Source organism: Polaromonas sp. (genome assembly GCF_029945925.1).
Taxonomy (GTDB): Bacteria; Pseudomonadota; Gammaproteobacteria; order Burkholderiales; family Burkholderiaceae_C; genus Polaromonas.
Map to the genome: position 1 here is coordinate 1 of NZ_JAQSDN010000048.1, position 24,083 is coordinate 24,083.

Annotated in this window: 24 protein-coding genes and 1 pseudogene; 12 read left to right on the top strand and 13 right to left on the bottom strand. The window is 64.5% G+C overall.

Translation table 11 applies throughout. The annotated features are described in order from the left end of the window. Positions 1–51 precede the first annotated feature (51 nt). Positions 52–2,175 carry a TonB-dependent receptor gene (locus PSV40_RS16400; RefSeq protein WP_300539788.1) on the bottom strand — a complete coding sequence of 708 codons (2,124 nt, stop codon included), beginning with the start codon at positions 2,173–2,175 and terminating at the stop codon, positions 52–54. Positions 2,176–2,264: 89 nt separating this feature from the next. After that, a complete protein-coding gene (locus tag PSV40_RS16405; RefSeq protein WP_300539790.1) occupies positions 2,265–3,554 on the bottom strand; it encodes a D-amino acid dehydrogenase in 1,290 nt (429 codons plus the stop codon). An 82-nt stretch (positions 3,555–3,636) separates the two neighbouring features. On the opposite strand from PSV40_RS16405, the gene PSV40_RS16410 reads away from it, so the two are divergent. Next, complete coding sequence (locus PSV40_RS16410) at positions 3,637–4,539, top strand: LysR family transcriptional regulator ArgP (RefSeq protein WP_300539791.1); 903 nt, start codon at positions 3,637–3,639, stop codon at positions 4,537–4,539. A gap of 61 nt (positions 4,540–4,600) precedes the next feature. Next, positions 4,601–5,077, top strand: coding sequence for a peptidylprolyl isomerase (locus tag PSV40_RS16415; protein ID WP_300539793.1), 477 nt, complete (start codon positions 4,601–4,603; stop codon positions 5,075–5,077). Positions 5,078–5,112: 35 nt separating this feature from the next. Here the strand turns inward: PSV40_RS16415 and PSV40_RS16420 are convergent, their stop codons facing one another. Then, positions 5,113–5,454, bottom strand: coding sequence for a zinc ribbon domain-containing protein YjdM (locus PSV40_RS16420; protein WP_300539795.1), 342 nt, complete (start codon positions 5,452–5,454; stop codon positions 5,113–5,115). Positions 5,455–5,456: 2 nt separating this feature from the next. Continuing rightward, entirely contained in the window at positions 5,457–7,304 is a 1,848-nt protein-coding gene (glmS, locus tag PSV40_RS16425) for a glutamine--fructose-6-phosphate transaminase (isomerizing) (protein WP_300539797.1), read from the bottom strand. A gap of 145 nt (positions 7,305–7,449) precedes the next feature. Here glmS and PSV40_RS16430 point away from each other — a divergent pair, with 145 nt between their 5' ends. Next, complete coding sequence (locus tag PSV40_RS16430) at positions 7,450–7,932, top strand: Lrp/AsnC family transcriptional regulator (RefSeq protein ID WP_300539799.1); 483 nt, start codon at positions 7,450–7,452, stop codon at positions 7,930–7,932. Positions 7,933–8,055: 123 nt separating this feature from the next. On the opposite strand, the gene PSV40_RS16435 is transcribed toward PSV40_RS16430, so the two are convergent. The 3 genes from PSV40_RS16435 to glmU form a co-directional block, all read right to left on the bottom strand. After that, positions 8,056–8,607, bottom strand: a complete 552-nt coding sequence (locus PSV40_RS16435; protein WP_300539801.1) for a hypothetical protein — start codon at positions 8,605–8,607, stop codon at positions 8,056–8,058. A 60-nt stretch (positions 8,608–8,667) separates the two neighbouring features. Then, complete coding sequence (locus PSV40_RS16440; RefSeq protein ID WP_300539803.1) at positions 8,668–9,201, bottom strand: hypothetical protein; 534 nt, start codon at positions 9,199–9,201, stop codon at positions 8,668–8,670. A 171-nt stretch (positions 9,202–9,372) separates the two neighbouring features. Further along, positions 9,373–10,806 carry a bifunctional UDP-N-acetylglucosamine diphosphorylase/glucosamine-1-phosphate N-acetyltransferase GlmU gene (gene glmU, locus PSV40_RS16445; RefSeq protein WP_300539805.1) on the bottom strand — a complete coding sequence of 478 codons (1,434 nt, stop codon included), beginning with the start codon at positions 10,804–10,806 and terminating at the stop codon, positions 9,373–9,375. On the opposite strand from glmU, the gene PSV40_RS16450 reads away from it, so the two are divergent. Then, positions 10,805–11,722: a DUF6279 family lipoprotein gene (locus PSV40_RS16450; RefSeq protein WP_300539807.1), complete on the top strand. Its 918-nt coding sequence runs from the start codon at positions 10,805–10,807 to the stop codon at positions 11,720–11,722. The two genes, glmU and PSV40_RS16450, sit on opposite strands and share 2 nt — an antisense overlap. A gap of 342 nt (positions 11,723–12,064) precedes the next feature. On the opposite strand, the gene PSV40_RS16455 is transcribed toward PSV40_RS16450, so the two are convergent. Further along, positions 12,065–12,232, bottom strand: a complete 168-nt coding sequence (locus PSV40_RS16455; protein WP_300539809.1) for a hypothetical protein — start codon at positions 12,230–12,232, stop codon at positions 12,065–12,067. Positions 12,233–12,408: 176 nt separating this feature from the next. On the opposite strand from PSV40_RS16455, the gene PSV40_RS16460 reads away from it, so the two are divergent. Then, the gene (locus PSV40_RS16460) at positions 12,409–12,822 is read left to right on the top strand and encodes a BLUF domain-containing protein (RefSeq protein WP_300539810.1); all 414 of its coding nucleotides are present in this window, start codon (positions 12,409–12,411) and stop codon (positions 12,820–12,822) included. Positions 12,823–12,989: 167 nt separating this feature from the next. On the opposite strand, the gene PSV40_RS16465 is transcribed toward PSV40_RS16460, so the two are convergent. Next, on the bottom strand, positions 12,990–13,979 hold the full coding sequence (locus PSV40_RS16465) for an MBL fold metallo-hydrolase (protein WP_300539812.1): 990 nt from the start codon (positions 13,977–13,979) through the stop codon (positions 12,990–12,992). A 169-nt stretch (positions 13,980–14,148) separates the two neighbouring features. Continuing rightward, entirely contained in the window at positions 14,149–14,745 is a 597-nt protein-coding gene (locus PSV40_RS16470) for a TetR/AcrR family transcriptional regulator (RefSeq protein WP_293594327.1), read from the bottom strand. Between the two features lie 40 nt (positions 14,746–14,785). Here PSV40_RS16470 and PSV40_RS16475 point away from each other — a divergent pair, with 40 nt between their 5' ends. Continuing rightward, the gene (locus tag PSV40_RS16475; RefSeq protein WP_300539814.1) at positions 14,786–15,286 is read left to right on the top strand and encodes a TfoX/Sxy family protein; all 501 of its coding nucleotides are present in this window, start codon (positions 14,786–14,788) and stop codon (positions 15,284–15,286) included. 137 nt (positions 15,287–15,423) lie between these two features. Here PSV40_RS16475 and PSV40_RS22885 read toward each other — a convergent pair. Continuing rightward, positions 15,424–15,669 (bottom strand): annotated as a pseudogene (locus PSV40_RS22885) (DUF2917 domain-containing protein); the annotation flags it as partial. A gap of 123 nt (positions 15,670–15,792) precedes the next feature. Between PSV40_RS22885 and PSV40_RS16480 the strand changes: the two are divergent. Further along, a complete protein-coding gene (locus PSV40_RS16480; RefSeq protein WP_300539815.1) occupies positions 15,793–16,776 on the top strand; it encodes a LysR substrate-binding domain-containing protein in 984 nt (327 codons plus the stop codon). A 220-nt stretch (positions 16,777–16,996) separates the two neighbouring features. On the opposite strand, the gene PSV40_RS16485 is transcribed toward PSV40_RS16480, so the two are convergent. Next, positions 16,997–17,635 carry a 5-formyltetrahydrofolate cyclo-ligase gene (locus PSV40_RS16485; protein WP_300539817.1) on the bottom strand — a complete coding sequence of 213 codons (639 nt, stop codon included), beginning with the start codon at positions 17,633–17,635 and terminating at the stop codon, positions 16,997–16,999. A gap of 9 nt (positions 17,636–17,644) precedes the next feature. Here PSV40_RS16485 and PSV40_RS16490 point away from each other — a divergent pair, with 9 nt between their 5' ends. Both PSV40_RS16490 and PSV40_RS16495 read left to right on the top strand, forming a co-directional pair. Then, positions 17,645–19,681 carry a lytic transglycosylase domain-containing protein gene (locus PSV40_RS16490; RefSeq protein ID WP_300539819.1) on the top strand — a complete coding sequence of 679 codons (2,037 nt, stop codon included), beginning with the start codon at positions 17,645–17,647 and terminating at the stop codon, positions 19,679–19,681. A 105-nt stretch (positions 19,682–19,786) separates the two neighbouring features. Next, the gene (locus PSV40_RS16495; protein ID WP_300539821.1) at positions 19,787–20,317 is read left to right on the top strand and encodes an MgtC/SapB family protein; all 531 of its coding nucleotides are present in this window, start codon (positions 19,787–19,789) and stop codon (positions 20,315–20,317) included. A gap of 9 nt (positions 20,318–20,326) precedes the next feature. On the opposite strand, the gene PSV40_RS16500 is transcribed toward PSV40_RS16495, so the two are convergent. Then, complete coding sequence (locus PSV40_RS16500) at positions 20,327–20,770, bottom strand: hemerythrin domain-containing protein (protein ID WP_300539823.1); 444 nt, start codon at positions 20,768–20,770, stop codon at positions 20,327–20,329. Positions 20,771–20,894: 124 nt separating this feature from the next. On the opposite strand from PSV40_RS16500, the gene PSV40_RS16505 reads away from it, so the two are divergent. The 3 genes from PSV40_RS16505 to PSV40_RS16515 all read left to right on the top strand — a co-directional run bounded on the left by PSV40_RS16505 (position 20,895) and on the right by PSV40_RS16515 (position 24,083). Next, the gene (locus PSV40_RS16505; protein WP_300539825.1) at positions 20,895–21,884 is read left to right on the top strand and encodes a complex I NDUFA9 subunit family protein; all 990 of its coding nucleotides are present in this window, start codon (positions 20,895–20,897) and stop codon (positions 21,882–21,884) included. Between the two features lie 103 nt (positions 21,885–21,987). Then, positions 21,988–22,671 (top strand): glutathione S-transferase family protein, encoded by a 684-nt coding sequence (locus tag PSV40_RS16510; protein ID WP_300539827.1) that lies wholly within the window; start codon positions 21,988–21,990, stop codon positions 22,669–22,671. Positions 22,672–22,787: 116 nt separating this feature from the next. Next, positions 22,788–24,083 (top strand): multifunctional CCA addition/repair protein, encoded by a 1,296-nt coding sequence (locus PSV40_RS16515; RefSeq protein WP_300539829.1) that lies wholly within the window; start codon positions 22,788–22,790, stop codon positions 24,081–24,083.

Genomic DNA, 24,083 nt, shown 5'->3' on the forward strand with positions numbered 1-24,083 from the left:
CAGATACAAAGCTTGGGCGATACTATGTTTCGAAACTTACGTGTTGATGTACTAGAAGCGGTAATTCGCCGAAACGCTCACCACATGGTTGCGGCCGGCGGCCGGCTCGAAGTAGCGGCCATTGCCTTCATTGACGATGACCGAGCCCGCGTAGCGGCGGTCGGCCAGGTTGTCGATGCGGGCTGCGGCGGACAGGGTCCAGCGATTGATCTCGGCCACGTAGCCGACATGGGCGCCCAGGGTGACAAAAGACGCCGCCGCATCGCTGTTGACATCGTTGACGGCCACGCTGCCGAGGTAACGCGCGTCCACGCCGGCACGCCAGCCGGTGGGTGGCCGCCAGCCGATCTCGGCCGCCAGCGCGGTGCGTGCCGTCCCCGGGATGCGATTGCCCGCGGGCACCAGCGCGGCCGGACACAGGACGGCATTGCCCACGCAGGCGAAACCGTCGCGGTAGCGGGCATCGAGCAGCGTGTAGGACAGCTGCGCCAGCCAGTGGCGCGCCGGCGCGATGCTGCCTGCCAGCTCCAGCCCGCGGCGGCGCGTGGCGCCGGCGTTCTGAAAGGTGCTGCGCCCGCCGACGTTGCTCTGCGTGACGATTTCGTCCCGGGTCGCGGTGTGAAAAACCGCCAGCGTGGATTCGAGGCGCGGCAAGGTGCCGGCGGCACTGCGCCATTTGACGCCCGCCTCCAGGTTGTCGCTGCGTGACGGACGCAACGCAAAGTTCAGCCCGGTGCCGGCCGGCCGGTAAGCCAGCTCGTTGAAGGTCGGCGTTTCGAAACCCCGGCCGGCGGCCGCGTACACACGCCACTGCGCCGACGGCGCATAGGTGATACCGGCCGCCGGCAGCGTGGCGCTGTAGCGCACGCTGCCGCTGTCGTCGCGATTGGTCCCGACGATGTAACGGTCGTCGGAACTGAAACGCACCAGGCTGTGGCGCACGCCGGCATTCACGGTCCAGTGCGGCGCGGGCTTCCAGCTGGCTTGCAGATAAGGGTCCAGACTGGTGACGCGGTTGTCTTCCTCACGGCGCAGGGCCCCCTGCACGCCTGGTGTTGTTCCCTGGAAGTTCTGCCAGCCGCGCCGCGTTTCCTTCATCGCGTCATAGGCCAGGCCGCCGACGATCTCCAGCGGGCGCTGCGCCAGCAGGGTGCGGGTGGTCCAGCGCAGGTCCAGCCCGCCGTAGTCGCGCGCCAGGCCGATCACGCCACCCGGGTGCAGCGGGTTGGCCTGCACGCCCGTGGGGATGGCCTGGAACTGCGTGGTGGCGCGCTCGCCGCCGTACACCATCAAGCGCAACTGGTGGTCGGCATTGACCCGATGCTCGTACACCGCACCGAGCTGGCTCTGGCGTACGGTTTTGCGGGTATTGAACGTGGTCGCCGAGGCATCGGCGCTGCGCGGCGCAACATCGAACTGCGCGCGGCTCAGGCCCAGCGGGTCCTGCGCCGCCACCGACACGGTGTTGGCCAGCAGGGTCAGCTTGCGTTCGCTGTCCAGCGCCCAGTCCAGCCGCAGGTTGGCCCCCGCGCGCTCGGCGGCGCTGTGCGCGCGATAACCGTCGGTGCTCAGGCGCCCGGCGCTCAGAACGTACCCCAGGACCCCGGCGACACCGCCGGCCTTGATGTCGAAACGCCTGAGGCCATGGGAGCCGGTCGCCGCGCTGCTGCTCAGCACCGGGCTGCCCTGGCCTTCCTCGGTGAAGACCTGCATGACACCGCCCGACGAGTTGCCGTACAGCACCGAAAAAGGCCCGCGTAGCACCTCGAGGCGACCGACCGACGCGAGGTCAATGTGCGAGAGCTGGCCCTGGCCATCGGGCATGGTCGCGGGAATGCCGTCCACATACAGGCGCACGCCGCGCACGCCGAAGGTGGAACGTGCGCCAAAGCCGCGCACCGACAGTTGCAGGTCCTGCGCCTGGTTTTGCCGGTCCCGCGCCAGCAGGCCGGGCACCAGCGCCAGGCTTTCCGACAGGTTGACCTGCGCGCGACCATCGGAGCGCAGGCGCTCGCCGTCGACCACATCCACCGAGGCCGGCACGTCGAAGGGCGGCAGTTCGGTGCGTGTGGCAGTGACGCTGATGGGTGCCAGCGTCTGCGCGTTGGACGGGGCGGCTCCGGCCAGCGCCAGGCAGGCCAAAACACGGGACAGGTGGGAGCGGGCAGGTTTCACTACAGGACAGGCGCGTTTGTTGCGCTGATTCTGCCTGTCGGTGTGCCCGGCTGGCAGGCCCCGTCCACATGACCCCTGGGAAGGATGGATCAAACCCCGAGGAAGCCGAACCCCAGTTCCGGCCGCTGGCCGTCGATCAACTCGGCGATGGCCTTGCCCGACCCGGCGCCGTGGGTCCAGCCCAGCGTGCCATGGCCGGCGTTCACCCAGAGCTTGCCGACCGGGGTCTTGCCGATGCAGGGGATGTTGGTCGGTGTGGCGGGGCGCAGGCCCGCCCAGAAGTTGGGCTGGCCGCCCTGCGCTTCATTGCGGGTGTCGCACACGCCCGGCAGCACCTTCTCGATACGGTCGGCCAGCATCTGGCAACGCGCCCTGGCCAGCGGCGTGTCCAGCGACAGGCCGTAACCCGCCACCTCGATCGTGCCGGCGACACGCAGGGTGTCGCCCAGACGGCTGATGGCGCACTTGACCTCGTCGTCGATGGTGCTGACATACGGCGCGAGTTCGGGCTTGAGCAGCTTGAAGGTGGCGCTGTAGCCCTTGCCGGGGTAGATGGACAGGTCCACACCGGCCGTGCGCAGCAAGGGGGCCGACCAGGAACCGCAGGCCACGACGAAGGCATCGGCCCGCCGGGCCAGCAACTCCCCGGTGCTGCGTTGCCTGAGCTGGACCGCGCTGATCTCGCCGCCGGTTTTCTCCAGCCGCACGATGTCGTGTTCGTAAATGAATTGCACCCCGGCCGCTTCGCAGCGTTGCGCCAGTTCCTGGGTGAAGACCCGGGCGTCACCACTTTCGTCGCTGGCAGTGTAGGTGCCGCCCACGATGTGATCGGCAAACGAGCGGTAGGCCGGTTCGATCTCGAACAGCTCGCTGCAGCTGACCACCCGGCGGTCCACGCCGAAACCCCGCATCAGCGCGGCGGCCTGCGCTGCCGCGTCAAACGACTTCTGGTCGGTGTAGTAATGCGCGATGCCGCGCTCCAGCCGGTTGTAGGTTATGCTGGTGCCCTGCACGATGTCCTTGAGCGCCCCATGGCTGTAGGCGCCCAGCGCCACGATCTGCTCGACATTGCGGCGAAAGGCCGCGTCGGTGCAATGGCTCAAAAACTGCAGGCCCCAGCGCCACTGGCGCCAGTCCAGCCGGGGCCGGAACAGCAGCGGCGCATCGTTGCGAAACATCCATTTCAGCAGCTTGGCCGGCGCCTCCGGGTTGGCCCAGGGCTCGCAGTAGCTGACGGAGATCTGCGCGGCATTGGCAAAGCTGGTTTCCATGGCAGCGCCGCTCTGGCGTTCGACCACCGTCACCTCGTGCCCGCGTTGGGCCAAATGCCAGGCCGTGCTGACACCGATGATTCCCGCGCCCATGACAATGATTTTCATGCCCGCTAGTCTGGACGCGCTTGTCGCAAATGAACAGCCTCGTTAAACTCTTTGTCAAATCATTAGGAAGGCTAATAGGCCTATGTACGATCCCCTTGCCCTCGAATGCCTGGCCGCCATTGTCGAAGAAGGCGGTTTTGAGCGTGCCGCCCAGCGCCTGAACGTCACGCAATCGGCCATCTCGCAGCGCCTGCGGGTGCTGGAGGGCCAGGTCGGCGCCATCCTGATCGTGCGCAGCCGGCCGCTGCAAGCGACCTCGGCCGGCAAGCTGCTGCTCAAACACACCCGGCAGTTGCGCCTGATACGCGCCGACCTGGAACGCGACCTCAAGGAACTGGCGCCGGGCTTGTCGGGCGGCGTCCGCGAGGAAGAGCGCGTCTCGATTGCGGTCAATGCGGACAGCATTGCCAGCTGGGCGCTCAATGCCCTGACCGGCCTGGTCAGGCAGGGCCTGCCCGTCGAGATCATTGTGGATGACCAGGATTTCACGCACGACTGGCTGCGCCAGGGCCATGTGCTGGGTTGCGTCACCACCCTGAAGCAGGCCCTGCGCGGGTGCAAGGTGGCCCAGCTCGGCGCCATGAACTATGTCGCCGTGGCCGAGCCCGCTTATGCGAAAAACCATCTGCCCGGCGGGCTGGACGCGTCGAATTTTCGCGCCCTCACCTATGTGGCGTTCAACCGCAAGGACGACATGCAAAGCGAGTTTGTCGCCCGGGCCGTCGGCCTCAAGCGGGTCTCGCTGAGCCAGCTGTTTGTCCCCAGCTCCGAGGGGCAGCTGCGCGCCGCCCTGGCGGGATGGGGTGTCAGCGTGTTGCCGGAACTGCTGGTGCGCGGCTTGGTCGACGACGGCAAACTGGTCAATGTCGCGCCCCGGCACACGCTGCCGGTGCAACTGTTCTGGCACTGCTGGAACCTGGAGTCGGCCGTGCTGGACTCGATTTCCGCCGCCCTGACCTCCGAAGCCGACAAGCTGCTGCACTGACTGACTGAGCCCGGCCCTCTTTGCGCGAAAATGGCGGTTTGTCATCCCACCAAGACCCGCCATGAACATCGAAAAAGACACCGCCGTGACCCTGCGCTTCAAGGTCTCCGAAATCGGGGGCAAGCTGATTGAGGAAAGCAAGGAGCCCATGGTTTACCTGCACGGAGGGTATGGCAACACCTTGCCCAGGATCGAGGAAGCACTGGAAGGAAAAACGCGCGGCTACCAGACCACGCTGGAACTGCAACCCGAAGACGCCTTTGGCCTGCGGGATGAAGCGCTGCTGCGGACCATCCCCAAAAGCCAGTTCCCGCCCGGCGTGAAAGTCGGCGGCCAGCTCGAAGGCCGCGACAACGACGGCAAGACGCATGCCTTTACCGTGACAAAAATCAAGGGCGACACGGTCCTGATGGACGGCAACCACCCGCTGGCCGGCAAGGCCCTGCGTTTCAGCCTGACCGTCACCGATGTGCGCAAGGCCAGCGAAGAGGAAATTGCGCATCGCCATGTGCACGGCGAGCACGGACACCATCACTGAACCGAACGGTCCGGCGCCGGATCAGGCGGGCCGCGTCAGGCCTTCCTGAGGTAACACGCCTTGAGCATGAAGCTGCCGGCGTCCATCTTGCAATCCACCTCATGATCACCGCCAACCAGGCGGATGCTCTTGACCTTGGTGCCCATCTTGAGGGTGATGGACGACCCCTTGACCTTGAGGTCCTTGATCAGCACCACGGCATCGCCGTCGGCCAGCACCTTGCCGTTGCTGTCCCTGACCACGGCGTTTGTATCGTCGTCGGCAGCCGCACTTTCGACCATCGACCATTCGTGGCCACAGTCGGCGCACACAAGGTTGTCGCCATCGGGGTAGGTATTTTCCTGGCCGCACTGGGGGCAGGCTGGTGGCTTGGGCATGTTCACTCCACTGTCACGCTTTTCGCAAGATTGCGCGGTTTATCCACATCCGTGCCGCGGGCCAAGGCGGTGTGATACGCCAGCAGCTGCAGCGGCACCACATGCAGCAGCGGGCTCAAGGCGCCGTAATGCTCGGGCATGCGGATGACGTGAATGCCGTCACTGCTCTCGATTCTGGTGTCGGCGTCGGCCAGCACGTAGAGCACGCCGCCGCGCGCACGCACTTCCTGCATGTTGCTCTTGAGCTTTTCCAGCAAGGCGTCGTTGGGCGCGACGGTGACCACCGGCATGGCGCTGGTGACGAGCGCCAGCGGGCCGTGTTTGAGTTCACCGGCCGGGTAGGCCTCGGCGTGGATGTAGCTGATTTCCTTGAGCTTGAGCGCGCCTTCGAGCGCAATCGGGTAATGCAGGCCGCGCCCCAGGAACAGGGCGTTTTCCATCTTTGCAAAATCTTCGGCCCAGCTGATGACCTGCGGCTCCAACGCAAGCACGGCTTGCAGGGCGGCCGGCAGATGGCGCATGGCCTTGAGGTGACCCTCTTCCTCCTGCTCGCTCAGCCGGCCTTTGCTTTGCGCCAGCGCCAGCGTGAGAAGGAACAGGCCCGCCAGCTGGGTCGTGAAGGCTTTCGTCGATGCCACACCGATCTCGACGCCGGCGCGCGTGATGTAGGCCAGCTTGCACTCGCGCACCATGGCGCTGGTGGAGACATTGCAAATGGTCAGTGTCTGCGTCATGCCCAGTGATTGCGCGTGGCGCAACGCGGCCAGCGTGTCGGCGGTTTCACCGCTTTGCGTGATGGTGACCACCAGCGTTTTGGGGTTGGGCACCGAACTGCGGTAACGGTATTCGCTGGCCACTTCCACCTGCGTCGGAATCCGGGCGATGGACTCCAGCCAGTATTTGGCGGCGCAGCCGCTGTAGTAGCTGGTGCCGCAGGCCAGGATGAGCACGGAGTCGATGTCCTTGAACACGCGGTAAGCGTCGTCGCCGAAGAGTTCGGGAACGATGCCCTCGACGCCTTCGAGCGTGTCGGCGATGGCGCGCGGCTGCTCGAAAATTTCCTTTTGCATGTAGTGGCGGTAAGGGCCAAGCTCGGCCGCACCGCTGTGCGCCTGCACGGTTTTGACTTCGCGCTGGACGGCCTTGTGGTCACGGTTGATGACCCAGTATTTGCCCAGCTGGATGTCGACCATGTCGCCTTCTTCCAGGTAGAGGATCTGGTCGGTCACGCCGGCCAGGGCCATCGCGTCACTGGCCAGAAAGGTCTCGCTGCCGTCCTTGCCGACCCCCAGGATCAGCGGCGAGCCCGAACGGGCGCCCACCACGCGGTGCGGCTCGTCCTTGCAGAAAGCGGCAATCGCGTAGGCGCCCTGCAGGCGGGCGGTGGTGGCTTGCAGCGCCTCGAACAGATCACCGTCGTAGAGGCTGTCCATCAGGTGCACGATCACTTCGGTGTCGGTCTGGCTGGCAAACACATAACCCTTGGCCTGCAGCGCGGCGCGCAATTCGTCGTGGTTTTCGATGATGCCGTTGTGCACCACCGCCACCCTGCCCGGCTTGTGCGCGGCATCCCCGGTGCCATGGCTGAAGTGGGGATGGGCGTTGTGCACGGCTGGCGCGCCATGCGTGGCCCAGCGTGTGTGGGCAATGCCGGTGCCGCTTTCGAGCTGCTCCGCGCTGACCTGTTCCATCAGCTCGGCCACGCGGGACGTGCTGCGTGTCCGCTTCAGGCCACCTGCATAAACGGCGACCCCGCAGGAGTCATAACCCCGGTACTCCAGCCTTTGCAAGCCCTGCACGAGGATGGGAACAATATTTCTTGTCGAAACCGACGCCACAATGCCGCACATAAACCGCTCCTGAAAAAACAATAGGCGGATACTAGGCGTTTTCAGATTTTCTAAATCACCTAAATTTTGCTTTAAACGGAATTAAATTCCATAAAAATGCAATGATGAAATAAAATTTCTTGATCAACGGATTTATGGAATAAATATGAATATTTCCATCGACGGGATTGACGTCAAACTGCTTGAAGCCTTGCAGGACGATGCCTCGCAGAGCAACCAGGCCCTGGCAGCACGCGCCCACATCTCGCCGCCCACCTGCCTGCGGCGTATCAAGCGGCTGCGTGACGCCGGCCTGATCGAACGCGAAATCGCCATCCTCCACGCCGACAAGCTGGCCGACACACTGGGCCACGGCCTGACGGCGCTGGTGGAAATCACCCTGGACCGGCAGGGCGCGGAGCAGCAGGAAGCGTTTGAAGCCCTTGTGGTGCTGGACGGCGCCGTCCAGCAGTGTTACCGCGTCTCACCGGGTCCGGACTTCGTCCTGGTGGTGCACGTGCGCGACATGCCAGCGTACCTGGCGCTCGCGCAGCGGCTGTTCACCAGCGACGCCAATGTGCGCAATGTGAAAGCCTTTTTCAGCGTGAAACGCTCGAAATTTGAGCCGAAACTACTTCTAGCCCAATAGATACGTACGCTGATAGCTACCTAATTCATAGCATCTTACGACCCTGCCACTCTGGGTTCCGCTGTTCGAGGAGCCCGATCACCAAAGCGGGAAGGTCGTTCGGATGCCCTGCCCTTGAGCCGCCTATTTGCGCAATGCCGGTGATTCGCCAAGCGCCTTGATCAGCTTGACAAGGGCATCGTTGGACGCACGCACCGCAGCGAGGGAGAAATTGCTCTTGAACTCCCCAAACGTCGCTGCGCCTTCGCCACTCACACGTATCGTCTCCACCGGCCTGCCGTTGGCATCGGCGATGGCGCAAACCAGCCTGACGGTGAATTGGGTTGGAGGCCAGGTAAAAGCGCCATCGGAAGATGAACTGGTTGTGACTTCGGGCGTGATCAACAAGACAATGCCATCGGCCTGAAGGGCTGCCGCATCCTTGGGGTTCTGCACCTTGGTCACGCTGGTGAAGGCTTCGGACAAGGCTTTGTAAAACCCGGGCTCAATGTCGCGGTACGGGAAGTAGCGCACCTTGTCGCCGCCGCCACCGGGCGTAGTCAACTCAACCGATCGCAACGCATCGGGCATGTGATAACCCACCTTTTTTCCGATGGGCGCCGCGCCGGCCGGCGCGGCAACAACAGCAAGATCAGGATTCATCGTGATCGGATGCGCGCAGCCGAACAGAAACACACAGGCCATCGCCGAAAAAACAAGGCTCAATAAGCGGTTCATGATTGATCTCTCCTATATCTAGTTGCGAATGGCTTTGACAAAATCCGGATCGGTCACCAGCGAGGACACCAGCGCTTGGACCATCAGCGGATAGTTATTCGCAGCAAGGGGAATGGCCACCGCGCCTGCAAAGGAGCTTTCCCATTGGCGTTCTATCCGCTTGATCTTGTCAAACAACACCCTGCCATTGACCTTCACAAGAAAGCGTGCCTCGATCTGCCCGGTATTGACGCTGACGTTGCCTGCGTCGATGTTGTTCCTGAGCAGGGTTCCGCTGATTTCAATGCCTGATTGCGGGCTGTACAGCTTTGCCAGCTCCAGCTCCTGCCGCAAGGCCGCGGCAATATAGTCGCCATAATTCTTGCCCACCGGAGAGAGCATGGTGTTGGCACGCAGCGTGATGGCGTTGCCGCCGGGCATACCCGGCGCCACATCAATGACACCCGTCTTCACGGCCGTGTTGCCGCCAATTTTCTTGAGAACTTCGACGTTGTCGATGGACGGTGCGTAGTTGGGCGCCGGCCCGGCACATCCGGCAAGAATGGCGGACACGGCAATACCAACGCACAAAGCTGCGCGCCTGACTGTTTGAAGCATGAGAGACCCCTCCGTATTTTTTTGGAATTGGCGCTGCCAGATGTTGTCAGCGCCGTTACGGATAGTAACGTCGTAAATCCATTTTTAGCAAAGTCGGCAGCCGCTCCTGTCTCTTGCGGGCAACTCCTAGCGGCGGACTTTCGTCGGCCGCTGCCAGTTGGCAATGCTGACCTGCTTGCCTCGTGCCACGCTCAGGGCGCCGGGCGGCGTGTCCTTGGTGATCGTCGATCCGCCGCCGACGGTGCCGCCTGCGCCAATCGTGACGGGGGCCACCAGCACGCAGTTGCTGCCGATGTGCACGTCGGCTTCGATCACGGTACGGTGCTTGTTGGCGCCGTCGTAATTGGCGGTGATGCTGCCGGCGCCGTAGTTGACGCGTTCGCCCACCGTGGCGTCACCGAGGTAGGCCAGGTGGTTGGCCTTGGCGCCACGGGCCAGCGTGGAATTTTTCACTTCGACAAAATTGCCGATATGCACCTCGGCGCCCAGTTGCGCGCCGGGGCGCAGGCGGGCAAACGGGCCGATCAGCGCGCCTTCGCCAACCTGCACGCCGAGCTTTTCGCCGTCGATGTGGGTGAAGGGGTGAATCACCGCGCCGGCGGCAATCGTGGCGTTGGCGATGCAGCAGTTGGCGCCTATGCGGACGTCGTCACCGAGGCTCACCCGGCCTTCGAACACACAGTTGACATCGATGTCCACGTCCTGCCCGCAGGCCAGCGAGCCGCGCACGTCAAAACGCGCCGGGTCGCTGATGCGCACGCCCTGCTCCATCAGGGCCGTGGCCTGACGCAGTTGGAACGCACGCTCCAATTCGGCCAGTTGCACCGGGCTGTTGACACCTGCGACCTGCGCGGCATCCGTGATCTGGTGCGCGACCACGGCCACGCCATCGGCAACGGCAAACTTCACGATGTCGGTCAGGTAATACTCGTTCTGCGCATTTTTGTTGTCCAGCCGGGCCAGCCAGCTGCGCAGCAATCGCGTGGGCACGGCCATGATGCCGCTGTAGATTTCGCGGATCTCGCGCTGGGCGTCGGTTGCGTCCTTGTGTTCGACGATGGCGCGCACCTGGGCAGACGGTTCTACGCCGGCGCGGACGATGCGCCCGTAACCGGTCGGGTCGCCCATGCTCAGCGTGAGCAGGGCCAGGCGCTGGCCGTCGCACTGCGCCAGCAGGGCCTGCAGGGTGGCGGCTTGGGTCAGGGGGACGTCGCCCGACAGCACCAGCGTGACACCGTCGTCCGCCAGCAGCGGCAGCGCCTGCTGCACCGCGTGGCCGGTGCCCAACTGGGGCTCCTGGCGGGCGAACTGCAGCTTGGGCACGGAATGCAGGCCGGCAGCGGCTTGCGTCATGCTGTTGCATGCAGACTCCACTTCGGCGGCACCGTGGCCTGTGATGACCACCGCCTGCCGGGCCGATAACCGCGTTGCGCAGTCAATCACATGCGCCAGCAAGGCACGGCCGCCCAATCGGTGCAACACTTTGGGCAATGCGCTTTTCATCCGCGTGCCTTTGCCCGCGGCCATGATGACGACATCAACTGGAACTGGAATGGCCATGAAGTTTCCTGTGAATTGGGGGTCTCGAAAGTGGCGTCCGGCCAGGCCGGAACTGAAACGCAGCACACGGATTATCGGTGTGCTGCTGCTGAGCGTGACACTGCTGGCCTGCAGTGCGGTGAAATTCGCCTACAACCAGGCGACCGAGCTGGCGTACTGGCAGCTCAACAGCTACTTCGAATTCGACGACACCCAAAAGCCCCTGATCCGGGAAAAACTGGCCCGTATCCATCAATGGCACCGGCAGACACAGCTGCCGGCCTATGTCGAAACACTGGAGAAATGGACGGCCTGGCTGCCCGCCGAGATCGACGAGGCGCGGGCCTGCGGCATCTTTCAGGAGGTGAAAACACGGCTGCAAGCCATTTCGGACCGTGCCGTGCCCGCCATGGGTACCGTGGCTAGCACGCTGGGGCCGGAGCAGTTGGAGGCCCTGAAACGGAAGTTCTCGAAACTCAACGCGGAGTACCGTGACGACTTTCTCGACGGTAGCCCAGAAGACCTGATCAACCGGCGCCAGAAAAAAGCGGTCAGCCGTGCCGAGATGCTGTACGGTTCGCTGGACGACAGGCAACTGGCGGTGCTGCGCAGCCGCATCTCGCAGTCGGTGTTTGACGCGCGGCTTTCGCTGGCCGAATACCAGCGCCGCCAGCGGGACGCCTTGCAGAGCCTGGGGCCGCTGATTGCCGGCCGCGCCACTTCCGAGCAGGCCAGGCCGCTCATGCAGGCCTACTTTGACCGAGCCGTCAATTCGCCGGACCCCGCTTACCGCAGCTACCAGGAGCGGCTGACGCGCGACAGCTGCAAGACCTTTGCGGCCCTGCACAACAGCACCACGGCGGCGCAACGCGCCAAGGCGGTGCAAACCCTGCAGGGCTACGCGCAGGACTTCGGCATTCTGGTCGCCCGGCGCTGACGCCAAGGCGCCAGTCAGGGCCGTCACCGCTGTGGAGGGTTGCTGCTTCCCGTGAACGCAGAAGAGGACTCACCCGCCTGCCTGAAGCGACGTGGCTGGAATTCGCCGGAACCACTGCGTTGCTGCTGCTGCCGGTTCGCGGGGTACTGCGGCTGTTGCTGCAGACGGCGCGGCGGAGAAATGCTTTTGCTGTTCAAGAAAAACTCCCGAGGCGGGAAGCCCATGTGTCACAACAACACATCGATGACGCCTCGGGTTGAGCGTAAAAAGGCGGGCGGGCGAAACCTGTCATCAAGCCCAGCCGATTGCTGTCAGACCCGGCCTACAAGGTATTACCAAGCCCTAGAGCAAGGGCACTTTGCGCATCGGCAGGTCGTAATAATCGGCAATCCGGTGCAGGGCCCTGGGGTTGAGCAGGGACAGTTGCCCGCCCTTGAGCCATGCAGCCCCAGCCGCTCGCCAGCACATCGAGGGCCCCTGCAAGGCGGTGCTGGCGCTGACCGAACGCATCCGCCCACCGCCGCCGATGACGTGGATGTGCTGACCCGGCTGCGGGACGCCGGCGCCGAAGCCGCACTGGCACAGTTTCTCGCGCTGGGATCGACACTGGATCTGGACAGCTGAAACCGCCAGCGGCCTGGTACATTGCCGCAACCACGGCAGACAGCTATAGTTGCGTACAAGCCATGCACGACACAGATCACTCCGCCGAGCTACACGAAGTCATCTACGTCAGCACCCTCGCCCCCGACGCGCCAACCAGTGTCGTGGCGGACATTGTCGGAAAAGCCCGCCTGCACAACCCTTGGCTGGGCATCACCGGCCTGCTCATCTTTGACGGCATGCGTTTTTGCGAGCAGATGGAAGGCAGCCGGATAGACGTTCTGGCGCAACTCGAGCGCATCCGGCAGGATACGCGTCACGTCAACCTGCGGGTCGTGCACCAGGGGCCTCTTGCCGCGCGCAGGTTCCGGCGCTTCAGCCTGGGTTACACCACGCTGGACGATGATGATGCGCTGGGCCGGCTTGAAGCACTGACCGGCCAGGACGCCATCGCCGCCTTCCAGGCCCTGCTTTCAACCCTCGACCTGGATGCCTGACACTGCCGCCTGAATGTGGAATCAGGCTTGCAGCGCAGCCCACATTTCCTTGTCGCGCTCTGCCGTCCAGATGCGTGGCGAACAGTTTTTCGACCCGCGAGGGGCCCGCTTGCGGGGATCGAAGCGAAAAATTGTGAGATTAATCCGCGCGCCGCCGAGAAACAGGGTCAGGCTTGCAGCGCCGCCCACATCTCTTGGTCGCGCTCGGCGGTCCAGATGCGCGGATTCTTGATCCCGCTGGCTTCGTCATAAGCCCGGCTCACGTCGAACGGCAGGCAGTGTTCGTAAATGAAGACCTGGCCAAAGATCGGGTCCATGCTTTTTCGCGTGTGAACCATCGCGGCCTTGAGGTCCATCTTGGCGTCGGCGGCTTCCTTGCCGCAACGAAACAGTGTTTCGACCCACTGCCTGGTGTAGTCAATGGCCTTGTTCACCTCGGCAGCACCTTTCATCGCCTCGCCGCGGCCGGGCACGATGGCTTCGGCCTGGAGCGCGCGCAGCGCTTCCAGGGTGGCGGGCCACTCTTCGAGCTGGGCATCACCGGTGTAAACGCCGGCCTGGTACTCGACCAGGTCACCGGAAAACAGCACTTTTTCTTCTTCCACCCAGGCGATGGTGTCGCCACGCGTGTGGCCCGGGCCCGGATGCCAGACCTGCACCTTCACGCCGCCGAGGTCGATCACCAGCTTGCCGGGGACCTCGCCCCTGACCGGGTTGCCGCCGGCAATCACCATCGTCGGCCAGGTCAGGCCGGGCACGCTTTCGGCATTGCGGAACAGTCGCGGAAAACGCTCCATCTCGCTTTGCATGTCCTGGGCGCCGCGCTCGACGATCAGCTCGTAGGTGCCCTGGCTGGCGATGACCTCGGTCGCGCCCTCGGCGATGTAGGCACTGGCGCCCAATACCCGCACCGCGTGGTAATGCGTCAGCAGCACGTACTTGATGGGCTTGTCGCTGATGGCGCGAATGCGCGCAATCAAATCCTGCGCCATGGCCGGGGTGGCCGTCGCATCGCTGACCATGATGAACTTGTCGCCAATGATCACGCCGGAGTTCGGGTCGCCCTCGGCGGTGTAGGCCCAGCAGTGCGCGCTGAGTTGTTCAAACGTGATTTTTTTGTCCGTGAGGTCGGACTGCGAGGCGAAAGCTTTGGACATGGGTGGATTCTCCGTTGGGGAAGGGCCGAGAGCACGGCCTGGATCGCTGAAATTTTACTATACGTAACTTATTACGAATAGTAAAACCCCAAAAGCCCCCAACCCTTCAACCCGCAACCCTTCAACCCCTCTACCTTCAACCTCAACCCTTCTGCGCCGTAGTCAGCAGTCAGGACAACCCGCGTTCGAGCATGGCGACCACCTCCTGGGCATAGTCGCGGTAACTCATGGGCCCGTCGGGACGCATCCAGGTGAAGGTCCAGTTGATCATGCCAAACAGCATCATGGTCACGGCCGTCTGGTTGGCGGGCGTGATGCGCTGCGGGTAGGCGCGCTTGAGAAAGCGCGTCATGGCCGAGACCACATCGCGCTGCCGGTCCAGGATCAGTTCGCGCTGCACGTCCCCAAGGAACTTGGTGTCGCCCAGCAAGGCACTGTGGCGCGTGGCCGAGCTTTCGTACTGGTCCAGGAAGTTGCGGATCAATTCATGCAGGGCGGCGCGGTCGTCCAGGTTTTTGCGCTGGGCGCTGGCCTCGGTCTGGCCGATGATGGCCAGCAGGTGCTGGGTATAGCGGTCCAGCAGGTCAAACAGGATGGCTTCCTTGCTGCCGTAGTAGTGGTACAGCCTGGCCTTGGAGGTGCCGCAGGCCGCAGCGATGTCGTTCATGCTGGCGGCCATGTAGCTGCGCTGTGCAAAACACTGGGCGGCCACGTCGAGGATGGCCTCGCGCTGGAGCTCGTGGGTGGCGGATTTGGGGCGGGCCATGCGCTATTGTGAAGCACGCAAGCCGCGCTAAAGTAGCGCCATGCCTGCCGACCTGTCCTTTGCCCACTACTGCTGCGAGCTGCTCGCCAGCGCCGGGCCGTGCACGGCACGCCGCATGTTCGGCGGGTTTGGCATCGACACCGGAGGACTCAACATCGCGCTGCTGGCCGACCTCGGCCGGGGAGACACCCTCTGGCTCAAGGCGGACGAAGAAACCCGCGGCCTTTTTGAAGCCGCGGGCTGTGTGCCTTTTGTCTACAAGGCCAAAGGCAAGGCCATGAAGCTGAACTACTACAGCGCGCCCGAAGACGCGATGGAGTCGCCTCAGCTGATGGCGCAGTGGGCCCGGCTCTCGCTGGAGTGTGCCTTGAAAGCACGTGCAGCCAAGGCGGCGCGGGCGCGACCAGCTATCAAATCAGTAGCAAAACGGGGAAGAGCAGCCAGCAATGCCTCGGCCACCTCGCCAACCAGCCCGGCAACAAGGCGCGCCGATGCGGTGCCCGCCAGCCCAAAAGCCAGCCGCAAGTCGCGCAGCGGCTGAGCCACGCCACCGCGCCATTGCGGGCCAAGCGCCAGGACCGGTGACTGCCTGCTGCTGATGGTCGCCCCTGCCGCGGCCGGTAGCGGATCCCAGCTGAAGTAAGCCGCAGACGGGGCCGGGGTATTCCACGACTCCATCACCAGCACCTGCCCCGGCAGGAGATTCAATGAGTCGCCAGCGCCCAGGAAGTGGTCGCCGCCACGCACGGCATCGTCGCCCTGCGCATTGTCGAAAGTGATCCACACCCGCCCGTGCGCGATACGCAACACGCCCGACTGGCTGGGCCGCAGCGTCAGTGCACGACTGTCGCCGAGCTTCCAGCAGCCCGACACCTTTTCCGTGCCGGCGAATGATTGCAGCTCATGGTGGTGAAGGTGGGTCATGCTGTTCTCCTGAAGGGCAAAAGTCGTTGATGGGAAGGAATGATCGCGCCGCGGCCCTTGGCAGTCCAATGAATTCGCGCTACGCTATTCATTCCTGAAACGCATCAATCACCGGATATCCCCGTGCAGCATTCAAAAACCCATTTGCGCACCCGCCCCATCTCGGCCGGCCAGTTGCGCGCCTTCGACGCCGTCGCCCGGCACCTGAACTTTCGCGCCGCCTCCGAGGAACTGGCCCTGACCCAGTCGGCCGTGAGCCGGCAGATCCAGGCGCTGGAAGAGGAAGTCGGCCTGAGCCTGTTTCACCGCCACACGCGGTCCGTGGAGCTCACCGGCGCCGGCGGCGTGCTGCTGCGTGCCGTCTCGCCTTCGCTCGAACGCATCGATGGCGCGGTGCGCCAGATCCGCCAGAGCGCCGGCCGCAAAAGTGTGTCCCTCAGCACGTTCGCGTCGTTCGCCTCGATGTGGCTGATCCCGCGGCTCGAAGCCTTCCAACACGACAACCCCGACATGGACATCCGCATTGATGCGTCCGACGTCGCCATTGAGCTGGACACCTCGGACCTGGACATGGCCCTGCGTTATGGTCCGGCGTCCACCATGCCGGCCGGGGCGATGCGGCTGTTCGGAGAACAGCTGACACCGGTGGCCAGCCCCTGGCTGCTCAAAAGCAGCCCGCGCCTGAAAAAACCCGAAGACCTGGTGCACTTCGCGCTGATCGAGGCCGGCGATTCACATTCCACCCACATGGAGTGGCTGACCTGGCGGCGCTGGCTCGAAGTCCACGGCACCCCCAAGCTCGAAGGCAAGCGCTGGCTCTACTTCAACTACGCCTACCAGATGGTGCAGGCCGCCCTGACCGGCCAGGGCATCGTGCTGGCGCGCCTGCCACTGATTGCCGAAAGCCTGGCCTCGGGCGACCTGATCGAGCCCCTGCCGCATATGCGGCTGGAGTCGCCGATGGCCTACTGGCTGATCGTGGGCACGCGCAGCGCCCTCCGCCCCGAAGTCAGGGCTTTCTGCGACTGGCTGATGGCTCAGAGTGCGCTGACACGCCAGGCAATTGGCGACGTGCCGGACCCGGATACGGTGGATGACATCGATTGAGAGCTACGCGCAACGACCGCCCGTGGGGTGCTCTCTCTTTACCAACCGGGGCCGCGGAACCGGCTTTGCCGGGCCGCAGGCGCAGCGGCCCCCTCGGGGCTGGTGCCTGCGGCTCCGAACCTGCTTGAGCAGGTTTGGACAGGCACCAGAAGCGAAGCCTCTGGCGAGCGGCGGCCTGCAAGGTGCAGCGTAGTACGCGAAGCGACAAGCGTGGGGGCAGCTAGACCGGCCAAACCACCCCTTTGTCATTGAGGATCGCATCAAGCGCCACATCGTGCGGCTCGGGCGCCAGGTCGGGCAACCAGCCGTGGCTGTAGCCCAGCCCCACGGTGAAGGGTTTGGGCTGCAGCGTTGCCAGCGTGCGGTCGTAGAAACCACCGCCGTAACCGAGGCGAAAGCCGCCCGGCCCGTAACCGACGCAGGGCACAAACAGCAGCGTCGGCACGATGATCTCGGTGTCCTTGGGTTTGGGAATGCCGTAAGCGTCTTCCTCCATCGGGCAACCGGGGTACCAGGCATGGAAGGTCAGGGTTTTGTGGACCTTGTTCACCACCGGCAGGCCGATCTTGCGCGGCGACCGGTTTGCTATGTTTTCAGTAGCTGCCTCCGCCCGTCCTTCAAGGGCTAGGCCTTGATTTCCTTCGGATTCCTGGCTTAAAATGGCGTCTTCCTGCCAGCGGTACAGCGCGGGCAGCGGATCAAACTCTCCCTTGATCGGCCAGTAGGCCCCAATCACTGCGTCTTCGCGGCCCACCAGCCAGATCCGCATGACCCGTTGCAACAGATCGGCACGCTGTAGCCGATCGGGCAGGTTCAGACGTTGTTCAATCAAGTCTCTTCGCGCAGATAATTTGTCCATAATGACCCGATGCTATCCAAATTTATTCTGAAGGCCCTGATTTCCGGCCTGTCGTCCTGTCTGCTGATTGCGCCCGCCTGGGCGCAAACCAACCTTACCAGCAGCCCCGCCCGCGCTGACGACGTGCTGCTGGAGATGAACAAGGCTTTCAAGCGCGGCGATAAAGCCAGGCTGGCCCAGCTGCTGCCGCAGGCCCAGGGCCATGCGCTGGAACCCTGGGCCGCCTACTGGGAACTGCGGGCGCGGCTGGACGAAGCCAGCGCGCGTGAGGTGCAGGACTTCCTGGCGCGTTACGCCGGCAGCTACCAGGAGGACCGGCTGCGCAACGACTGGCTGCTGCTGCTGGGCCAGCGCCGCGACTGGGGCGCCTTTGCCGCCGAATACCCGAACTACCGCATGGGCGACGACAAGGACGTGCGTTGTTACGCGCTGCTGGTCGACGGCCTGACGAACCCGGCCGCAGCCCCGCGCGACGCCGACCAGGTCCGCAAGAACTGGTTCGCCCAGCGCGAGGCCAGTGACGGCTGCACGTCGGCGGCCTCACGGTTGGTCGGCAACAAGAGCCTGACCACGCATGACGTGTGGATCAAGGCCAGGCTGGCGATGGAGGCGAACCGGCCGCGTGCGGCCCGCGATGCGGTCGAGATCATCGCGCCGGAAGCTTTGGGGCTGGTGACCGAACTCAACAGCAGCCCGGCGAAATTCCTGGCCAGCAAGGTGATTGCCATCCGGCAGGTGCGCAAGGAAATCATCGTGCTGGCCCTGGTCAAGCTCGCCACCAGCGACGCCGACGGTGCCGCCCGCTTCGTCGAAGACAAATGGGGCCTGCAACTCACGGCCGAGGAACGCAACTGGGTTTGGGGCGCCATCGGCAAGCAGGCGGCGAGCCGGCTCAGCAGCGACGCGCTCGGCTACTTCGCCAAGGTCAGCAAGGACACCGACCTGAGCGACGACATGCTGGGCTGGAAGGTGCGCGCCGCCCTGCGCGCCGGCAGCACGCCGCGCTGGCCGCTGGTGCTGGGCGCCATCAACGCCATGAGCGAAGACGCACGCAAGGACCCGACCTGGGTCTACTGGAAAGCGCGCGCCCTGCTCAGCAACGCGCCGCCCGCCGTCGCCAGCGCGCCTATGCCGCCACAGCGCGCGGAAGCCCTGGCGCTGCTGCAATCGATAGCTTCGGTGCGCGGGTTTTACGAACAGCTGGCGCTCGAAGAGCTGGGCCAGAAAATCACCGTTCCGCCGCGGCCGGCCCCCATCACGCCGGAAGAAAAGGAAGCGGCGCGCCTGAACCCCGGACTGAACCGCGCCGCGTACGCGATCGCCCTCGGCCTGCGCAGCGAGGGTGTGCGCGAATGGAACTACAGCACCAACCTGCACCAGCGCGGCGGCATGGGCGAACGCGAGCTGCTGGCCGCCGCACAGTTCGCCTGCGACCGCGCCATCTGGGACCGCTGCATCAACACCAGCGAACGCACCCAGACCGTGATCGACTTCGAACAGCGCTTTCCCACGCCGTTTCGCGAAGCGGTGGCCCAGCGCAGCCGCGACATCAACCTGGACCCGGCCTATGTGTATGGCCTGATCCGCCAGGAGTCGCGCTTCATCATGGATGCGCGTTCCGGCGTCGGCGCGTCGGGCCTGATGCAGGTCATGCCAGCCACCGCGCGCGAGACAGCCCGTTATATCGGCCTGACGGGTTTCACCGCGGGCCAGATCAACGACCGGGACACCAACATCGTGATCGGCACGGCTTACCTCAAGCGCGCGCTCGATGACTTCGGCGGCTCCATGGCGCTGGCCGCCGCGGCCTACAACGCCGGCCCCGGCCGGCCCCGCAACTGGCGCAACGGTCCGGTGCTGGAGGCCGCGATCTGGGCCGAAAACGTGCCTTTTGGCGAAACACGCGACTATGTGAAAAAAGTGCTGTCCAACACCACCAACTACGCGGCGCTGCTGAGCGGGCAGCCGCAGTCACTCAAGGCCAGGCTGGGCAGCGTGGGTCCGCGCGACGCGTCTGCGCCGCCGGTTGACGAGAAGATGCCCTGAACGACCCGGCCCGGTGGATGAGGGGCCGTTTGTAGGTTTTGGCCTATGTCCTGGCCACCCCGGCCGGGCTACATTGGCAGCTCATCCCAATCAGGAGGGCCCCAGATGAACCCGTGGTGGCAACAAGTCGGCAACACCATCGTTGCCGAATTCTCGGACTTGACCGACCCAACCCAGGTGACACGCGCCGTCCTGCGCCTGCTGGTAGCGGCCCTGCTGGGCGGCCTGCTCGGCTGGGAGCGCGAGCACCATGGCAAGGCAGCGGGCATGCGCACCCACATGCTGGTGGCCATGGGCGCTGCCCTGTTTGTGCTGGTGTCACAGCAGGCCGGCATGGCGGCCGACGACCTGAGCAGGGTCATCCAGGGCGTCACTGCAGGTGTGGGTTTTCTCTGCGCGGGCACCATTCTCAAAGGGGATCGGCTCGATGACGTGAAGGGGCTGACCACGGCCGCCGGGCTGTGGCTGACGGCGGCAGTCGGCGTGGCCGCCGGCATGGGACGCGAATCCACCGCCGTGCTCGGCACCGTGCTGGCCCTGACCGTTCTGGCGGTGGTGCCCATGGTGGTCAGGTTCGGGGGAAAGCCTGCACCCTTGCTGGCAGCGGATGAGCCGCAATCCCCCAAGACGCATTGAACTGCCCGGTCAGGCTTTCAGGCGCTGCGAGACGAACTCGCCTTCATAGCCCTTGGCCAGCGCCAGCTTCTCGGCTTCGCTGAGCACCTTGCCGGCAAGCTGGAAAATGCCCTGCTCTTCGTCCTTGAGGTGATGGAAAACCTTGTGGTGCAGCTCTTTGGCGACGGCCAGCCAGGCAGGGGAACTGAAGTCCGTGGCCTGCAGTTTTTCCACCAGTTCGTCCATCTCGTGGTGCTCGGCAATGCCGTGGCGCGAGGGCTCCTGCGTCATGTCGTGGGCGATCAGCGGCACGTAGAAAAACCGCTCTTCCGCCGCCGCGTGGGCCGCCAGTTCGGTTTTCAGTTCCCTGAACAGCAGGTCGCGTTCCTTGCTGTCACCCGAGGTCTTGATGAGGTTGTCAGCCAGCTCGCGCTGGGTGTCGTGGCTGGTGCGCAGGGCTTCAAAAATATTCATTCATCGATTATGTAAAGCCCCCCGCAAAAAAAATGTAGGCCGACAAGCCGGGGCTTGTTCAGGCCGGGGCCTACACCGACGCCCGGTTTTGCATCGGCCGACCCGAAGGCGTCTAATATTGGCTATGAAGAAAATATTAATTCTGGGCGGCACCGGTTTTGTGGGCCGCCATGTCTGCGAGAAACTCACGCAACTGCAGTGGCGGGTGACCGTGCCGACCCGGCATGAAGCGAACGCCAGGGACATCCAGATGCTGCCCGCCCTGGATGTGGTGCAGGCCAATGTGCATGACGAGGCGGCACTGACCCGGCTGGTGGCGGGGCACGACGCGGTAGTCAACCTCATTGCCATCCTGCACGGCACGCAGGAAGCTTTCCAGCGAACCCATGTGCAGTTGCCGCAAAAGCTGGCGCGCGCCTGCGCCGCGACGGGTGTGCGGCGCCTGGTCCACGTCAGTGCGCTGGGCGCCGACATGCGCAACCCGGACGTGGCGCCGTCCATGTACCTGCGCAGCAAGGGGCACGGCGAGGTGGCGCTGCACGCGGCGGCCCTCGAACTCACGGTGTTGCGGCCCAGCGTGATGTTCGGCGCCGATGACAAATTCCTCAACACCTTCGCGCGGTTGCAGAAGATTTTTCCGGTCATGCCGCTGGCGGCCAGCCACGCGCTGTTCCAGCCGGTGTGGGTCGAGGATGTGGCCAGCGCCATCGTGCATTGCCTGCAGGACGCCCACACCCATGCCACGGTCGACCAGACCTTCGAGGCCTGCGGTCCGGGCATCTTCACGCTCAGGCAACTCGTCGAGCTGGCCGGCCGGATGAGCGGCATCAACGAGGGCCGCGGCCGCCCGGTGATCCCGCTGCCGGCGGCACTCGGCCGCCTGCAGGCGCGCCTGATGGAACTGGCGCCCGGCGAGCCCCTGATGAGCCGCGACAACCTGGACTCCATGACGTTGCCCAACATTGCCAGCGGCAACCTGCCGGGGCTCGAAGCCCTGGGCATCACGCCGGCGGCCCTGGAAGCGGTGGCGCCCACTTACCTCGGCCCGCTCAGCGGCGGCTGGGGCCTGCGCAGCCACCTGACGCTCAAGCGCAAGACCGCGGGACGGTTTTAATTTTTCGGTTTTAGTCAGGACTGCATCAATGAGGCGGTCTTTTGGCATCAATGAAGCTGCGTTCTCCCGGTAGCATGGTGCTTTTTCATCCTGGGTGAGGTCCATGCTCAAACTCTACATCGGCAACAAAAATTACTCGTCCTGGTCCATGCGCCCCTGGGTGCTGCTCAAACAGGCCGGCATTCCATTTGAAGAGGTCAAGGTCCGCTTCGACTCGTTCGAGGCCGTGTCCACCTTCAAGCAGGCCATCCGTACCGTCACCCCCGTCGGCAAGGTGCCGGTGCTGCTGGACGGTGACCTGGCAGTGTGGGACACGCTGGCGATCGCCGAGTACCTGGCCGAACAATACCCGGACAAACAGCTCTGGCCCGCCGACGTCAAGGCGCGCGCACGCGCACGCAGCATCTGCGCCGAAATGCACAGCGGCTTCGGCGCCCTGCGCAGCGCCTGCCCCATGAACATCGAGGCCGACCTGAGCGACACCGGCCGGCTGATCTGGCGCGACAAACCCGCGGTGCGCGCCGATGTCGCGCGCATCGTGGCCATGTGGGGGGAATTGCTGGCAAGCTACAAGGGACCCCTGCTGTTCGGCGACTTCAGCATTGCCGACGCCTACTTCGCGCCGGTCGCCATGCGCCTGAGCAGGTATGCCCTGCCGGTACCGCAGGAGATCAGCGCCTACATCGAGCGTCTGAGCGCGCTGCCCGGGGTCAAGGCCTGGGTGGATGACGCCCTCGCGGAAAACGACTTTCGGGAATTCGAGGAACCGTACCGGTTGTCGCGCTGATCATGGCCAGAAGCACCATGGTCAATATTGACCTGCGCTGTGAACGCATTTTTTTCGTCCCGTCTTTTCCTGATCCACATTCCGGGGGGCGCCAACCCAGCCGCTAAACTGCCCCCATGGAAATTTTCATGGTCGGTGGTGCGGTGCGCGATGCCTTGCTGGGCCTGCCGGTGCAGGACCATGACTGGGTGGTGGTCGGTGCAACGCCCGATGAACTGACCGCCCTGGGCTACCTGCCGGTGGGCAAGGACTTCCCGGTGTTCCTGCATCCGCAGACGCGCGAGGAGTATGCGCTGGCGCGCACCGAACGCAACACGGCGCGCGGCTACCGCGGCTTTGCCATCCACGCCGCACCGGACGTGACGCTGGAGGAAGACCTCGCACGCCGCGACCTCACTATAAATTCAATAGCAGCTCCCGCCCTGCCGGAAAGGGCTGGAGCCGGATTTGAGGCTGATCTCGAGGCCCTCATCGACCCCCATGGTGGGCAGAGGGACATCCGGGACAAGATCCTGCGCCATGTCACCGACGCCTTCCGCGAAGACCCGGTGCGCATCCTGCGGCTGGCGCGTTTTGCCGCGCGCTTCGCCGATTTCACGGTGGCGCCTGAAACCCTGGCGCTGATGCGCGAGATGGTTGCGCATGGCGAAGTCGATGCCCTGGTGGCCGAACGGGTCTGGCAGGAGCTGGCGCGCGGCCTCATGGAGGACACGCCGTCCCGCATGTTCGCGGTGCTGCGCGATTGCGGCGCACTGCAGCACCTGCTGCCCGAGGTAGAGAAACTCTGGGGCGTGCCGCAACGCCCCGAGTACCACCCCGAAGTGGACACCGGGGTGCACCTGATGATGGTGCTGGACATGGCGGCGCAACTGCAGGCCAGCCTGCCCGTGCGTTTCGCCTGCCTGGGCCACGACCTCGGCAAAGGCACCACAGCGGTCGAACTGCTGCCCAGACACATCGGCCACGAGGAGCGCGGCGCGCGCCTGCTCAAAGGTCTGTGTGCGCGTCTGCGTGTGCCCACCGAATGCCGGGAACTGGCCGAAGTGGTGGCACGCGAACACGGCAACATCCACCGCAGCGCCGAATTCGGTGCGGCCGCCCTGGTGCGCTTGCTGGAGCGCTGCGACGCATTTCGCAAGCCGCAACGTTTTGACGAGATCCTGCTGGCTTGCGAATGTGATGCGCGCGGCCGCCTGGGGCTGGAGAACGCAGCCTATCCGCAGCGGCAGCGGCTGGCGCAGGCCTTGCGGGCGGCGCAAGCGGTAGTGACGGCGTCGATCGCAGAAGCAGCGCAGGCGGCGGGCCTGAGCGGCCCCAAAATCGGCGACAGGATCCATGCCGCCCGGGTGCAGGCCCTCCAGGCGTGGATCGACACTGCAGCGGCGCATGCCGATACAGCCCCGTCCACCTGA